General features: G+C 69.1%; 12 protein-coding genes and 1 pseudogene. 6 read left to right on the forward strand and 7 right to left on the reverse strand.

Annotation, left to right across the window (positions count from 1 at the left end):
* Positions 1–338 precede the first annotated feature (338 nt).
* The 3 genes and pseudogenes from NJ1_RS32175 to NJ1_RS38510 form a co-directional block, all read left to right on the forward strand.
* Entirely contained in the window at positions 339–1,595 is a 1,257-nt protein-coding gene (locus tag NJ1_RS32175; protein ID WP_067702240.1) for a benzoate/H(+) symporter BenE family transporter, read from the forward strand.
* 181 nt (positions 1,596–1,776) lie between these two features.
* Complete coding sequence (locus NJ1_RS32180; RefSeq protein WP_067702243.1) at positions 1,777–2,598, forward strand: sulfurtransferase; 822 nt, start codon at positions 1,777–1,779, stop codon at positions 2,596–2,598.
* 118 nt (positions 2,599–2,716) lie between these two features.
* Positions 2,717–2,896, forward strand: a pseudogene (locus tag NJ1_RS38510) (glutamine synthetase); the annotation flags it as partial.
* Between the two features lie 156 nt (positions 2,897–3,052).
* Here the strand turns inward: NJ1_RS38510 and NJ1_RS32185 are convergent.
* Positions 3,053–3,787 carry a class I SAM-dependent methyltransferase gene (locus NJ1_RS32185; RefSeq protein WP_067702098.1) on the reverse strand — a complete coding sequence of 245 codons (735 nt, stop codon included), beginning with the start codon at positions 3,785–3,787 and terminating at the stop codon, positions 3,053–3,055.
* 191 nt (positions 3,788–3,978) lie between these two features.
* On the opposite strand from NJ1_RS32185, the gene NJ1_RS32190 reads away from it, so the two are divergent.
* Positions 3,979–4,746, forward strand: coding sequence for a TetR/AcrR family transcriptional regulator (locus NJ1_RS32190; protein WP_339381210.1), 768 nt, complete (start codon positions 3,979–3,981; stop codon positions 4,744–4,746).
* On the opposite strand, the gene NJ1_RS32195 is transcribed toward NJ1_RS32190, so the two are convergent.
* Both NJ1_RS32195 and NJ1_RS32200 read right to left on the reverse strand, forming a co-directional pair.
* Positions 4,687–5,319 (reverse strand): HNH endonuclease family protein, encoded by a 633-nt coding sequence (locus NJ1_RS32195; RefSeq protein ID WP_067702246.1) that lies wholly within the window; start codon positions 5,317–5,319, stop codon positions 4,687–4,689. The two genes, NJ1_RS32190 and NJ1_RS32195, sit on opposite strands and share 60 nt — an antisense overlap.
* 309 nt (positions 5,320–5,628) lie before the next feature.
* Positions 5,629–5,991 carry a hypothetical protein gene (locus NJ1_RS32200; protein WP_067702104.1) on the reverse strand — a complete coding sequence of 121 codons (363 nt, stop codon included), beginning with the start codon at positions 5,989–5,991 and terminating at the stop codon, positions 5,629–5,631.
* Positions 5,992–6,290: 299 nt separating this feature from the next.
* Between NJ1_RS32200 and NJ1_RS40720 the strand changes: the two genes are divergently transcribed.
* Both NJ1_RS40720 and NJ1_RS32210 read left to right on the forward strand, forming a co-directional pair.
* Positions 6,291–9,359: a DEAD/DEAH box helicase gene (locus tag NJ1_RS40720; RefSeq protein ID WP_245717681.1), complete on the forward strand. Its 3,069-nt coding sequence runs from the start codon at positions 6,291–6,293 to the stop codon at positions 9,357–9,359.
* A complete protein-coding gene (locus tag NJ1_RS32210) occupies positions 9,356–10,150 on the forward strand; it encodes an SWIM zinc finger family protein (RefSeq protein ID WP_245717682.1) in 795 nt (264 codons plus the stop codon). Before NJ1_RS40720 ends, NJ1_RS32210 begins: the two co-directional genes overlap by 4 nt.
* Before the next feature lie 70 nt (positions 10,151–10,220).
* Here NJ1_RS32210 and NJ1_RS32215 read toward each other — a convergent pair whose 3' ends face one another.
* From NJ1_RS32215 to NJ1_RS32230, 4 genes are read right to left on the reverse strand one after another with little or no spacing between them, the layout of a single operon-like run.
* A complete protein-coding gene (locus NJ1_RS32215) occupies positions 10,221–11,762 on the reverse strand; it encodes a flavin-containing monooxygenase (protein ID WP_067702107.1) in 1,542 nt (513 codons plus the stop codon).
* Positions 11,759–12,520 carry an NAD(P)/FAD-dependent oxidoreductase gene (locus NJ1_RS32220; protein ID WP_067702110.1) on the reverse strand — a complete coding sequence of 254 codons (762 nt, stop codon included), beginning with the start codon at positions 12,518–12,520 and terminating at the stop codon, positions 11,759–11,761. Before NJ1_RS32220 ends, NJ1_RS32215 begins: the two co-directional genes overlap by 4 nt.
* On the reverse strand, positions 12,517–13,440 hold the full coding sequence (locus NJ1_RS32225; protein WP_067702113.1) for a reductase: 924 nt from the start codon (positions 13,438–13,440) through the stop codon (positions 12,517–12,519). Before NJ1_RS32225 ends, NJ1_RS32220 begins: the two co-directional genes overlap by 4 nt.
* Positions 13,441–13,485: 45 nt before the next feature.
* Positions 13,486–14,322, reverse strand: coding sequence for an SDR family NAD(P)-dependent oxidoreductase (locus NJ1_RS32230; RefSeq protein ID WP_067702116.1), 837 nt, complete (start codon positions 14,320–14,322; stop codon positions 13,486–13,488).
* Between the last annotated feature and the right edge of the window lie 17 nt (positions 14,323–14,339).

The raw sequence follows: 14,339 nt of genomic DNA on the forward strand, positions 1-14,339 counted from the left end.
TGCGCGACCCGTGATCCATGCGCGCCCGGACCGGAGTGGATGGCCCGTTGACGATCGCTCCGAGATCCGGCCCATCTGCCCGCCCGGAGTGAGGCCCGCAGCCCGCCAGGTGGCGCCCGGCACCGCCGTCGCGAGGCGGTCGATTCCGGACTCGCTCTGCCCTGTTTCGGGTGTGGAGCTTGTATTCGAGCGGGTGGTTGTGCACGAGGTTGTGCGGTGCTTCGCAGGGTGGGTGGCGGGTTCGCCTCGGCGGATGGTGCCGGGTGTGGCGCGAATTCAGTCCAGTTTCGGTGGATTGGCTGGCGACCCCGGGGGCACTGGACCGGGACGATGGCGCGATGAGCACTACCACCACCGACGGCGACCCGGCCGTCGACAGCGCGCCGGAGGCGGGAATCGGGCAGCCGATCGGGGCCGGGATCGTGACCGCGCTGGTCGGGTTCACCAGTTCGTTCGCGGTGGTGTTGGCGGGTTTGACCGCGATGGGTGCGACTGCGGCACAGGCGGCTTCGGGTCTGCTGGCCGTCTGCGTGACGCAGGCGATCGGGATGCTGGTGCTGAGTCGCCGCTATCGGATGCCGATCACACTGGCCTGGTCCACTCCGGGGGCGGCACTGCTGGCGAGCACCGGGGCGGTGGCGGGCGGTTGGCCCGCGGCCGTGGGGGCGTTCGTGGTCGCGGGTCTGCTCATCGTGCTGACCGGATTCTGGCAGCGGCTGGGCGCGCTGATCGCCGCCATTCCGGTGGAGATCGCGCAGGCCATGCTGGCGGGGGTCCTGCTTCCGCTGTGCCTGGCTCCGGTCAAGGCGCTGAGCGTGAGTCCCGCGGTCGTCGTCCCGGTGATCCTCACCTGGCTGGTCCTGCAGAAGTTCGCCGCGCGCTGGGCGGTGCTGGCCGCGTTCGCGGTCTCGGCGATCGGTGCGACGATCGACATCGTCGTGACGCATCGCTCGATCGACGCGGGTGCCCTGATCCCTCGCGTGGAATTGGTTGCCCCGCACTGGAGTTGGCAGGCCATGATCGGCGTGGCGCTACCGCTGTACGTCGTCACCATGGCCGCGCAGAACATTCCCGGCACCGCCGTTATGAGTTCCTTCGGTTATCGGATCCCGTGGCGCGCGGCCATGTCGGTGACCGGAATCGGCACCGTCCTCGGCGCTTTCGCCGGTGGGCACGCCATCAATCTGGCGGCCATCAGCGCCGCCCTGTCCGCGGCGCCCTCGGCCCATCCGGATCCCAGGCGCCGCTGGGTCGCGGCCACCACCGCCGGACTCACCTACCTCCTGCTGGCGCTGGCTTCCGGGGCGCTGGTCACCCTGGTCGCCGCCGCGCCGAAGGGCGTGCTGGAAACCGTTGCGGGCCTTGCCCTCATCGCAACCCTCGCCGCCGCCCTGACCGCCGCCCTCGCCGTACCCGCCCACCGCAACGCCGCCGCCCTCACCTTCCTGGTAGCCGCCTCCGGCGTAACCCTGCTGGGTATCGGCGCGGCCTTCTGGGCACTGACAGCCGGACTGGTGGTCCGTCGGCTCCTGCGCCCGACCCCGGTCCCGCCGCCCCCGTCTGACACCCGGCCCGGTCCCGCCGCCCCCGCCTGACGCCCCGGACTGTCCTGCGTCGTCGCCGGACAGTCGATGTCGCATAGGCGCATATGAGTGGACGGCGACGTGAGCCGGTGCGGGCGCGCGTGGTGGTGCTGCGGGGAGCGTGAGGGCTGCGTAGGGTGGGTGGACTTGGTTCGTGGGGGATCTGCGAAGAGGAGTTGGGTTGAGCGCGGTGCTGATCTCGGCGGAGGAACTGCGGGAGCTGCTGTCGGACGGGGATTCTCGGGTGCGCCTGCTGGATGTGCGGTGGGCGCTCGGGGATCCGGACGGACCACAGCACTACCTGGACGGGCACATTCCGGGTGCGGTGTTCGTGGACCTGGAGACCGAGCTGGCCGATCCGCCGTCCCCGGCGCGGGGCCGGCATCCGCTGCCGGAGCTGGCGCATCTACAGAAGTGCGCGCGCAGCTGGGGTGTGCGCGAGGGGGACACCGTGGTGGCCTACGACGCCACCGGCGGCATGGCCGCCGCGCGGGTCTGGTGGCTGCTGCGCTGGGCGGGCGTCCCCGACGTGCGCATCCTGGACGGCGGCCTGCCCGCCTGGGATCGCGCCGGTGGCAAGGTGATCGCGGGCGAGGAAGCCGATCCCGAGGCCGGTGACGTGGTTCTGACCCCCGGCAATATGCCGGTGATCGACGCCGACGGCGCCGCGGGCTGGGCCGGTGTGCTGCTGGATGCCCGTGCGGGAGAACGGTATCGCGGCGAGGTGGAGCCGATCGATCCGCGCGCGGGCCACATTCCGGGAGCCCTCAGCGCCCCCACCGCCGAAAACCTGACCGCCGAGGGAACTTTCAAGCCGCTGGACGAATTGCGTTCCCGCTTCGCCGAATTCGGCTCCGGCCCGGTCGCCGTCTACTGCGGTTCCGGCGTCACCGCCGCCCACCAGGTCGCTGCCCTCGCTGTCGCCGGAATAGACGCCGCCCTCTATCCGGGTTCCTGGTCCCAGTGGTCCAACGACCCCAAACGCCCAGCGGCCACCGGCCCCACCCCCGCCTGACCACCTCCGACCCCGGTGGTGAACCGGCAGCGTTCACCACCGCCCCAGCCCCGCTCGCACGGATCGCTCAGCTCGCAGGGCTGAACGGTTCGCTGCCGATCAAGTTGCTCGAGCGGAGGTCGAATGCGTCGATATTCGCTTCACCGACCTCCCCATTGTGCGGGCGCACTTCTCGATCCCGGCGGAGGCTTCCACGGCCGACCTCGCTGAAGAGGGCCTCGCGTTCGACGGTTCGTCCGTCCGCAGAGCCCAGTTGATCGATGAGTCGGACATGCTGCTGCCCGACTTCGGCACATCGGCGCCGAGGCGGAGTCTACACAGACGATCGCCCAGGTCCAGCTCGAGAGCTGTGGCGCGATGCTCGTGCAAGGCGGTGCCGTCCGCACCTCGGGTGCTCGGCCGGCACGGGCTCTGCAGCGTGAACGGTTCGCGCGGCGCAGATCCTTCCGGCCCTTCACCCAGGTTTGACCGCGGTCAGGATTCCGGTCGCGAATCGACCGGTGCGGAATTCGATATCGGTGAAACCGTTGTGCCGCAGAGGGTCTCGGTACTGGCGAATGTCGACCGAGGAGAAGTGTTCGCCGTCGGATGTCTCGGCCGGGTGGTCGTGACCGTGTGCGGTTCCGCTGCCGTGCGGGTCGTCGCCGCGGTGTGAGTGGCCGCTCGCACGGTGCGCCATGGCGCGAATCAGTGCTCCGCGGATGCCGCCGGTGGGGTGGGTGTCGGCCAGGAGCAGGTGACCGCCGGGGCGCAGAATGCGGAACATGGCCGCCAAGGCGGTGTTTCGTTCCGATTTTGGGATGTGGTGCATCGCGAAGGTGGAGGTCACGACGTCGAAGGTGGCGTCGAGCTGGGAAAGCGACTGTGCCGCGCCGAGTTCGAAGCGGCAATTGGCCGGAGCGTGCGCGACCGCGTAGTCGATCATCGGCGCCGACGGGTCGATGCCAACCACTCGGCCCTGTGGTCCGACACGGTCGGCGAGGGCGAAGGCGAGTCTGCCTGGCCCGCAGCCGATATCGATGACGTGATCGCCGGGGCGCGCTCCGCTGGCGGCGGCGAGGTCGCGGCGCAGGGTGCGATCACGGCCGAGGAAGTAGACGTCCGTCAGCAGCACATAGCGACGCGGCCACGTGATCAGCGCGCCGATGTCGGGGGTCGTCGTGCGGGAGGCTTGTTCGTTTCGGGTCATGTGTTCATCATCGAAGGGTGGAAAAGCGCAGGCCAGAACCAGATCCCGGGAATCCGTCCGATTCGGCACACATCCGCGGAACATGTCCGGAAACGCGGCCCGACTCGAGCGCCGCGCAACCGCCCACCGCTCTCGCCACGTCCCCCGTGCGCGAAGCGACTGCCGTGCCCCCTGCCTCTGTCGTGCTCGAGGTGACTGCCGCGCTCCCCGCCTCGGCAGGGCTCGAGACGACTGCCGCGCTCCCCGCCTCGGCCGCGCTCGACAATCCCGCCGCCTCTCCCACCTCTGTCGCGCCTGCGCCCGGCGAACCCCCCGCCTTCACCGCCGCGGTAGCGTCCGGCGACGGGTCCCCGGTCGACCGTCGGGTTCGCAGAACCCGACGCGCACTGCACGTGGCGCTGATTCAGCTCATCCAGGAGCGCGGATACACCCGGATCACGGTGCGGGACATCATCGATCGCGCCGATGTGGGTCGCTCCACCTTCTACGCGCACTACCGCGACAAGGACGATCTGCTGGTGGTCAGCTGCACCGAGCATGTGCGCGAGATGATTTCGGTGGAGTTGGCCCGGATTCAGGGCGAGGCGCCGCTGCTGGCCCCGGTGCGGATCCTCTTCCGGATCGCGGAACGCAATCCCGAGGTGTACCGGCCGCTGCTGAGTCCGCGCGCGAATTCCGCTGTGCTGCGGGCGATCCGGCAGATGTACGCGGATCTGCTGACCGAGCACCTCGGCCCCCGGCTGGGTCTGGAGCCCGCCGAACTCGACGCGACCATCACCTATCTGTCCTGGGCGCTGTTCGGCCTGCAGGACGCCGTCGTCGACCCGCACCGCGAGTTCACCGCCGAGGCCGCGTTCGGCCTGTTCGCCCGGATGGCCGAGCGTGGACTGCCCGGCGGCTCAGGGACAGCCGCGGGCGATGCGTTCGAGGGCTTTGCGATCGGCCTTGGTCACCGGTAGGTCGTAGTGGGTGGCCACGGTCAGGTATTTGGCCGCGTAGTAGCAGTGGTTCGCGCGGGCGGGCGGCAGCCAGTCGGCCGGGGTGCTGTCGCCCTTGTGCTGGTTGGTCTTTCCGTCCACGGCCAGCAGGTTGAAGTCGAGGTCGTTGGCGAACCGCATGCGCAGGGGTAGCGGCCAGGTGGACGCGCCGAGATCCCAGGCCGCGGCCAGCGGGTACACGTGGTCGATCTGCACGGCTTTGGCGTCGGCCTTCACGAAGCCGATGTGTTCTCCGGTGTACGGGTCGTTCAGTGTGCCGCTCAGCACCACACAGGTGCTTCCGGCCCGCAATCGCACGTCGGTGAGCTGCCGGGCGAGTGTGTTGTTGCGGGTGTCGCAGCCGTCGTGTCCGCCCGGCGCGTCCTGGTCGTCGCTCCACGCGGGCCCGAATACGCAGCCCTGCCCGGCTTTACAGCCGCGCTCGTAGCCGCCGGGGCGGGTTCGCGCGTCCGTCACGCGCACCTGGGAGATCAGCTCGTCCAGTTGCGCGCGGGTGGGACTGCCCGGCGCCGGCGTCACTCGCACGCCGATCATCGAGCACCCCGAGAGCGCGAGTGCGAAGGCCAAGCCCAGCACCGCACCGGAGATTCTGCCCTTCGGACGCACCGTGACAGATCTACCGGACGGCGCCCTCGGATTCGCGCATCCTCGATACTTCGCACCGGTGGCGTCGCGCACAGTCGCGTGCGGGCGAAGTCGAACAGCGGGTGAGGCTCGGCGATTCGAGAGCGGCGCCGGGTGATCGGCCGGATCGAAGACGGCCGTACCGAATGAAGTCGTACCGCAGACGGCAGAGGTTCGCACCGCTCGCGAGTGGGTCGCGAACGGTGCGTGACGGGGGTACTACAGCCAGGCGTGCGCCAGCAGGTCGTCCGCTGCGGTCTCGGACAGCTGTGGCGGGAAGCGCATGGCGGAGATCGAATCGAGGTTCGCGCCGTCGTGGCCGATCAGCCACGATCCGCCGCGTTCCTCGCATTCGGCGATCTTCGCGAAGGTGCCGAGCAGGAACATGCAGGCATCGCGCGGATCGGCGGTGCGGGCGAGCCGCTGGGATTCGCCCGGTCGGGACAGATCCAGCCACACCCCCGATTGACCGTCCAGTCGCATGCCCACGATCTTCGTCGTGTCCACGAACGTGATTTTCCGCCGTTCCCACTGCGTGGTCGGGGTGAAGCTCTGCTCGAGCACTTGGAGCAGAATCGTCATCTGCACGGCCTCCCTAGGGTCTCGAAAGTGCCACGGCTCCGGGTTGAGTCGCGGTGATTTTCAGGGTGCGCGCCGCATAGCCGTTACCGAGCGCTACGTCGATGGGTGCCGGGCACAGCTGACACCGTCGTATGCGGTGACCTGCGGTTATAACAGTATGTTCCGTAACACGCCAGAAATAAAGACCCGGTGAGGGTGGGTATTTGCCGTATTTGCGAAAGTTCCGCCCGAAAGGCTCGTTCCCGGGCCCCTCCGCAGGCCGTTGCCGAGCTGTCGGTCCGGGCTGATTGGATGGTCGGATGCTGCACGGACTGTGGTCGCCGGGATCGGGATTGGTGCTCTGGCACGACCCGGACGGTGACGCCGCCACGGCCGTCGAGACCGGCGCGCTGCCGGATCCGCTGGGTGCGCTGGTGCGCGCCGCCAAGTTCCGCCATCGCGCGCAGGTGCTGGTCCCGGGGCCGTACGGTCCACAGGAAACGCAGGTTCGCGCGCACGCGCTCGCCCCGGAGGCGGCCGCGAAGGTCCTGCTGCAGGAGCTGCCGTCCGGCATCGTCGCGGGTGATCTGCGCTTCCTCGCCCATGTGGCGCGGGGGGTGGATCGGTGGGTGCGGGCCGGGCGGATCGTGCTCGAGGTGCGCCGCGACGACGGTGACTGGTGGGTGCGCTGGCGGCTGGTCGGAGGTCAGCGTCAACGGGCCTGGCTCGCGGAGCTCGCGGTGGCGATGCCCGCCGCCCTGAAGGTCGCCGGTCGCGCGCCGGAGCTGCTGGAGAGCTTCGTCGCCGAACTGGCCGATCCGATGACCCGCCTGCGGATCGCGGCACGGCTGCCCGCTCTGCCGCCGCCGATCGGCACCGGCTCGGACGAGCGGGGCTCACTGGGTTCCCGTGCGCACCCGCTCATTTCGGCCCTGCTGGAGTCGGCGCCGCTGGAGGAGGGCTCGCATCGAGTGGCCGCCGTCCTCGAGCAGTGGCGAACCAGCCTGACCGTGGACGAGCCGGAACTCGTACTGCGCCTGGTGGAACCGGACACCGCGGAACCGGAGGGTGCGGCCGCCGACGGTGCGCTGTGGCGGCTCGAGGTGTGTCTGCGCACCGAGGGGGAGGCGCCCGCCCCGGTGCTGCTGCCCGGCGATCCGGCGATGGTACGCATCGCGGGGGAGCGCCTGGCCGATGCCAAGCAGGCCTATCCGCGCCTGCGCGATCTGCCCGGCGATTCACGCAGCATGGACCTGTTCCTGCCCACCGAGGTGGTGATGGACCTGGTCGCGCACGGTGCGCAGGTACTGCAGGCCGCGGGCGTGCGACTCATGCTGCCGCGCGCCTGGCGCATCGCCGCTCCCACGATGCGGCTGCAGGTGCAGAGCCCCGCCGCCACCGAAAGTGCCGTCGGTCTCAAAGGATTGGTGTCTTTCCGCTGGGAGCTGGCGGTCGGCGACACCGTGCTCTCGCCCGCCGAGATGGCGCGCCTGGTCCGATCGAAATCGGACCTGGTGCAGATTCGCGGGGAATGGATTCAGGCCGATCACCGCATGCTGGCCGCCGCCGCGGACTACGTGTCCGGGCGCACCGACGGAACCGAGACCACCATCGGCGGCCTGTTCGCCGAACTCGCGGCCAACCCGGTCACCAAGGTTCCGCTGGCGGAAATCACCGCGACCGGTTGGGCCGCGGAACTTTTCGACGGTGAGAAGTCGATCGAACCGGTCGCCGATCCGGTCGGCCTGAAGGCGCAGCTGCGCCCCTACCAGCAGCGCGGCCTCACCTGGCTTGCCACCATGAGCCGTCTGGGCTGCGGCGCGATCCTCGCGGACGATATGGGCCTGGGCAAAACGGTGCAGGTGCTGGCGCTGCTCGTGCATGAGCGCGAAGAGGCTTGTGCGGCAAAGGGTTCCAGCTCCGGCGAGACCTCGCCGGTGAGTGCTCCGGGGCGCCCCGCCGCCGGTGCGGGTGCCGAGCGCCGCAAGATTCGCCGAACCGGCGCCCTCGATCCGGCAACGCTCTTCGACGAACTCGAGGCTCTCGCGGACGGGCGTGCCGAGTCGGGCACTGCTCCCGTGGCCGTGGGGGACGTGGGCCCCACTCTGCTGGTGTGCCCGATGTCGGTGGTGGGCAACTGGCAGCGCGAGACGCAACGGTTCGCGCCCGATCTGCGGGTGCTGGTGCACCACGGCCCGGCGCGGCGATCGGGAGCGGAATTCGATGCGGCGGTGCGAGAGTCGGATCTGGTGATCACCACCTACGCTCTGCTGGCCCGGGATGTCGAGGAGTTGAAGCGGCAGAACTGGCAGCGGGTGGTCGTCGACGAGGCACAGCACATCAAGAACGCGGGCACCCGCCAGGCCAAGGCCGCACGGGCGGTCCCGGCGCGACATCGCTTGGCGCTGACCGGAACTCCGGTGGAGAACCGGCTCGAGGAGCTGCGTTCCATTCTGGATTTCGCGAATCCCGCACTGCTGGGCAAGCCCTCGGAATTCCATGCCCGCTTCGCGGTGCCGATCGAACGCGAGCGGGACGAGAACGCCGTCACGCGACTGCGGGCCATCACCTCGCCGTTCGTGCTGCGCCGGGTCAAGACCGATCCGGCGGTCATCTCGGACCTGCCGGACAAGATCGAGATCACGGTGCGCGCCAACCTCACCGCGGAGCAGGCCGCGCTGTATCAGGCCGTGCTGGACGATATGACGGCGAAATTGAAGGACGCCAAGGGCATGGAGCGCAAGGGCGCGGTGCTGGCCGCGCTGACGCGACTCAAACAGGTGTGCAATCACCCCGCGCACTATCTGAGCGACGGTTCGGCCCTGCTGCGGCGCGGACACCACCGGTCCGGCAAGCTCGCGCTGGTCGAGGACATTCTCGAATCGGTGATCGCCGACGGTGAGCGGGCTCTGCTGTTCACCCAGTTCGCCGAGTTCGGCACGCTCATCGCGCCGTATCTCACCGAACGATTCGGTTCGGAGGTGCCGTTCCTGCACGGCGGGGTCGGCAAGCAACGCCGAGACGAGATGGTCACCCGCTTCCAGGAGGATCCGGACAGTCCGCCGCTGATGCTGTTGTCGCTCAAGGCCGGTGGCACCGGCCTGAACCTCACCGCCGCCAATCATGTGGTGCACCTGGATCGCTGGTGGAATCCGGCGGTGGAGAACCAGGCCACCGACCGCGCCTTCCGGATCGGTCAGCGCCGGGATGTGCAGGTGCGCAAGCTGGTCTGCGTCGACACGATCGAGGAGCGCGTGGACGACATGCTGCGTGGCAAGAGCCGGCTCGCGGATCTGACCGTCACTGCCGGCGAGAAGTGGATCACCGAGATGGACAACGACGAACTGCGTGAACTCTTCGCGCTGGGCTCGGAGGCGGTGGGCGAGTGAACACCTATATCGATCCCGAATCCGTCTGGCCCGGTTCCGAAACCGGTAAACGCCGCTCGGTGCGCGGCGGCGTGCAACCGCGCAGTCGCAGCGGCAAGGCGTTCGCCGCGACCTGGTGGGGCCGGTCGTTCCTGGAGGCCATCGAGCAGGTCGCCGAGCCCGGCCGGCTCGCTCGCGGCCGCTCGTACGCCCGCAGTGGTCAGGTGGTGAACTACCACCTGGAACCGGGCGCGGTCGCCGCCGAGGTGCAGGGCAGCCAGCCGCGCCCGTTCGTCTCGGTGCTGGCGCTGCGGCAGTTGCGCGACGAACGCCTCACGGAGGTGGTCGATCTGGTGCGCGCGACGCCCGGCATGCTCGGCGAGATCGCGGCCGGGGCCCTGCCGCACGGACTGGGGCCGCTGCTGCTCCCGACCACCGCGTCCGAACTCGACTTCTCCTGCACCTGCCCGGATTCCGCGTGGCCGTGCAAGCATGTGGCCGCGATCTGCTACGTCGTCGCCGAACGCCTCGACGAGCGACCGGGGGATCTGCTCACCCTGCGCGGCATCGCGCTGGACGAACTGATCGGCAGCGTCCAGCAGGACAGCGGCACAGCCCACACGGAGTCCGCCGATCTCTACGGCGAGGACACCCCGCTGCCCAAGCTCCCGAGGCCGGACTTCCATCCGGCTCCCGAGGATCTGGACGCGGTGCTGGTGCGCCAGGCATTGCGGATCACCGCGGAGGACGAGGCAACCGCGGAATCGGGTCTGCGCCAACTCCGTGCGCTCTATCGCCTGCTGGACGAGTAGTCCGTAAGCCCGCACGGGAGGCGGGCCACCTCGCACTACCGCGCAGAGTGGCGCACGCCCCCTCGGGCGGTTACCGGTCCGCCTTCGAGGCCTGCGCGCGCCCGGCGTTCACTGCGACGTTCGTGCCCGCCTTGTCGAATCGGTAGTCGCCGAGATCGAAATGACCCGCACGCCAGGACGCTTCGACCGTGCTCATGGGCCGCAGCGGCACATCGCCGTTCTTGTCGAAGTAGTAGCTGTTGGCCAGCGAGCAGCTCTCCTGCCAGAAGACCTGGGAGCCACGGCGATCCAGCATCTCCCGGAAGTACCGGTCGTTGGCCTCGTGAGTGACCTCGACCCGGGTGGACCGATTTCGGCGGGCCTCGCGCAGCAACCGCAGGATGTGCGTGGTCTGCAATTCGATGAGCGTGAAATACGACGCGCCGTTGTAGCCGTACGGGCCGATGATGGTGAAGAAGTTCGGGAAACCGGGCACGCTGACGCCCTCGTACGCCTGCAAACGGTGGGTGTCCCACCACTCTTCGAGCTTGACGCCATTGCTGCCGTGTAGATCGAAGGTCGGCATATTGCCCGATTCCATCACCTTGAACCCGGTCGCCATGATCAGCACGTCGACCTGATGATGCTGCTCGGTGGTGCGCAGCCCGGTCGCGGTGATCTCGGTGATCGGGTCGGTCTCGAGCACGACGTTCTCGCGGTTGAAGGTGCGCAGATAGTCGTTGGAGAACGAGGGCCGCTTGCAGCCGAGCGCGTAGTCCGGGGTGAGTTTCGCGCGCACGGCCGGATCGTGCACCTGCTGCTTCAGATGTGAAAGCCCGGTGCGCTCACCGAGTTTCGATACCGGCAGCACGCCGTAGTAGTGCGCCGCCAGTGGGAAGGTCAACTCCACGAAGGCCTGGCTCGCCAGCCTGGTCAGCAACTGTCCACCGGGCAGGCCCATCAGCATGCGGACCGCGGACGGCAGCGGTGCGTCCGGTCGCGGCAGGCACCAGATCGGGGTGCGCTGGAAGACAACGAGTTCCGAGACCCGCTCGGCGATCTCCGGAATGATCTGGATGGCCGATGCGCCGGTGCCGATGATGCCGACCCGCTTGCCACGCAGGTCGACGTCGTGATCCCAGCGGGCGGTGTGCATGGTGGTGCCGGTGAATCGGTCCGCCCCCGGGATCTCCGGCAGTTTGGGGCGGGTCAGCACGCCGGTCGCGCCGATCATGAAACGGCAGGTCAGCTCGTCGCCGTCGGCCGTGTGCAGCCGCCACAAATGCAGCGCGTCGTCGAAGTCCGCGCGAACGACGGTGGTGCCGAACCTGATTCGCGGTCGCAGCCCGTACTTCTGTACGCATCGATCGGCGTACGCCTTCAACTCCCGCCCGGGCGCGTACACGCGGGACCAGTTCCGCTGCTTCTCGAAGGAGAACTGATAGCTGAAGGACGGAATGTCCACCGCGATGCCGGGATAGGTGTTCCAGTGCCAGGTTCCGCCCGCGCCGTCGGCCTCGTCGATGATCAGGAAATCGTCGAATCCCGCCTTGCGCAGAGCGATCGCGGTGCCGATGCCGGAGAATCCGGCACCGACGATGATGAGTTCGTGGTCGACGACAGTGCTGCTCAAAACATTTCCTCCGCGTAGATGATGCAGTCCACCCGATGCTCTATCCCGTCCACCGTGCGGACGCCGAGCGGTGCGATCCGGGCGATCGGCCAGGTGACGAGCCGGCAGTTCCGGCGTTCCAGGGCCCGGTAGTAGTGGTTGTGCAGACGCACGCCGGTGGCGGTGTCGGGGGTGAGCTTGCGGCGCTGCCACGGATCGCGCACCTGCACTCGGAGATTCGCGGTCGCGGCCTGCCGCAGCGCGGTGTCGCCCAGCCTGCGCGCGATCGCGCCGCCCAGCCGCCACAGCGCGCCGCCGCCCGGTAGGGCGCTCACGGCCGCCGGAACGGTATCGGTGGCGTCGCGGGAACTTTCGCGCAAGTCCGGCAGCAGCTGCGGAACGACGCGGTCGGCTGCTCGGGCTGCCGCTTCGCCGGGCAATGGCGGTGCGGAGTTCGCGGGCAGCAGCCCGAGCAGGTCTTCGGGGCAGCGGCGCAGCAGTTCCCGGACGCCGGGGATCGCGGGCCAGGGCAGCACCCACATCGGATCGTGCTGGAACACGGTCACCCGGCGCGCCTGGCTCGCGACGCCGGGCAGCACCCGCGCGATCGCGGCGGCAGGACCGACGACCGCGACGTGCAGACCGAGCAGATCCTCCTCATCGCGCCAGTGCGTGCAGTGCCGCTGCCGTCCGGTGTACGTCGCCGCGCCGCGGATACTCGTGCCGTCGCGGGCCGGCCGACGCACTCGATCGAATTCGCCGTAGGCCGGGGCGGTCATTTCGCCACCGGTTCGTAGGTCAGTTCCTTGGACCAGGACGGAGTGCGGCCGAGTACCCGCACCGGGAAGTGGTCGATGGCTTTGTTCAGCGCGTCGTTGACGCCCTGGATCGGCTGCAGGCGATTGATGGTGGCGCGGCCGTGCATGCGCACCAGGTGGAACAGCGGCAGTCGTTTGATGTCGGGACTGCGGTCGCCCGCTTTCTCGTAGCGTCGCACCGCGTTCCAGAGCTTCTCCTCGTCCAGCCCCATCGCCATGATGTTGGTGGACATGCGCGAGAGCAGGGGCGTGTACAACAGCGCGCCGATCAGCAGGGTGGGCCGCAGCGCGAAACCCGCCGTCTCGATGGCGATCCGCCGCGCGGGCCCCGCGCCGAGCTGTTCGAGCACCTGGAAGCCGACCGCCAGATGACGCGACTCGTCACTGTTGATGTGCCGGAACACCTCGTGGCACAGCGGATCTCGGACCTCGTCCAGCAGGAACTTCACCAGCGCGCCGTCCAGCGCGCATTCCAGAGACGGGATGACCGTTCCCAGCACGGGCAGCGAGAGCTCGTCGCCGTAGCGGTCCAGCCACTGGATGACCAGCTGAATGTTCTTGTTGGGCACCGGCATCGAGTCCTCGCGCAGCATGCCCCAGCGGCGCATGAGCGCGAGCTCGGCATTGGCGTGCTTCTGTTCCTCGGCGTGGAAGTGCCGGTAGATCTCCTTGAGCGGGCCGTCCGGCGCGCGCAGGGTGAGGGCCGCGAACCCGCGGGCTCCCACATGCTCGATCCAGACCAGATCCGCCATGAAGGCGGCCAGTGCGCCCCGCTGCTGCGGGGTGATCAGCTCGGCTCCCGGTGCGTCCCAGTCGATGTCGGCCAGTGCCCACTGTCGATCCTTGATCGTGGTGAGCATGTCGGAATATGCGAACGCCATTGTTCGGCCTTTCCCTGTCGGTTGTGCATGCTCGGCGCGGACCGCTTACCGGACCAGTCGCTCGAGCAGTCCGGCGGCGCGGGTGTACGTGCCGGGCAGCAGTCGCTTGGACTGCCAGATGAGCTTGGCCTCGACCTGCGGGACGACATGGAGCTGTCCGGCGTCCACGGCATCGAGGGTGGTGCGGGCGATGGCGGCGGGCGGGCGCCCGGTCCAGCGCAGCAGTCGATCGCCCCATTCCTCCATGGCCTGGTCGCCGATCGAAACGCCCTCCAGAATCCGGGTTTTCACCGCGGTGGGGCACAGCACGGTGACGGTGACGCCGGTGCCGGACAGTTCGGCGGCGAGGGTTTCCGACAGCGCCAGCACGCCGGCCTTGCTGACGTTGTAGGCGGCCATCCGGGGCGCGACGCCGAAGGCCGCGGCCGAGGCCACGTTCACCAGCGCGCCGTGCCCGGCCGCGCGCAGCCGGGGTGCGAAGACGTGGCAGCCGTGGATGACTCCCCACAGATTGATATCCAGGACCTGATGCCACTCCGGGAGCGGCGCGTCGCCTATCAGGTCGCCGCCGCGGCCGATCCCGGCATTGTTGACCACCAGATCCGCGGGCTTGCCGAACCACTGTTCCGCGGTGTCCGCGAGCGCGGTGACCTGCTCGATCCGGCTCACGTCGCAGACGGCGTCGAATGCCTTTCCGCCTGCGGCGCCGACCAATTCGACGGTTTCGCGGGCCCGCTCGGCGTCGATGTCCGAGCAGATCACCCGCCCGCCGCGCCGGCCGATCTCGATCGCGAACGCCTGTCCGATGCCGCTACCGGCGCCGGTGACGACCGCGTCCGCCTGCTGGGTACGGCGGGAACCGCCGAAGGGGTTGAGTCGCATGGAATCTCCCGGGGCTG

The organism is Nocardia jejuensis NBRC 103114, from assembly GCF_001613145.1.
GTDB lineage: Bacteria > Actinomycetota > Actinomycetes > Mycobacteriales > Mycobacteriaceae > Nocardia > Nocardia jejuensis.

Excerpts from the sequence above, each read along its gene's own strand:
- NJ1_RS32225 (WP_067702113.1), bottom strand. The coding sequence starts at position 13,440 with ATGGCGTTCGCATATTCCGACATGCTCACCACGATCAAGGATCGACAG.
- NJ1_RS32230 (WP_067702116.1), bottom strand. The coding sequence starts at position 14,322 with ATGCGACTCAACCCCTTCGGCGGTTCCCGCCGTACCCAGCAGGCGGAC.
- NJ1_RS32200 (WP_067702104.1), bottom strand. The coding sequence starts at position 5,991 with ATGACGATTCTGCTCCAAGTGCTCGAGCAGAGCTTCACCCCGACCACG.
- NJ1_RS32220 (WP_067702110.1), bottom strand. The coding sequence starts at position 12,520 with ATGACCGCCCCGGCCTACGGCGAATTCGATCGAGTGCGTCGGCCGGCC.
- NJ1_RS32195 (WP_067702246.1), bottom strand. The coding sequence starts at position 5,319 with ATGATCGGCGTGCGAGTGACGCCGGCGCCGGGCAGTCCCACCCGCGCG.
- NJ1_RS32175 (WP_067702240.1), top strand. The coding sequence starts at position 339 with ATGAGCACTACCACCACCGACGGCGACCCGGCCGTCGACAGCGCGCCG.
- NJ1_RS40720 (WP_245717681.1), top strand. The coding sequence starts at position 6,291 with ATGCTGCACGGACTGTGGTCGCCGGGATCGGGATTGGTGCTCTGGCAC.
- NJ1_RS32185 (WP_067702098.1), bottom strand. The coding sequence starts at position 3,787 with ATGACCCGAAACGAACAAGCCTCCCGCACGACGACCCCCGACATCGGC.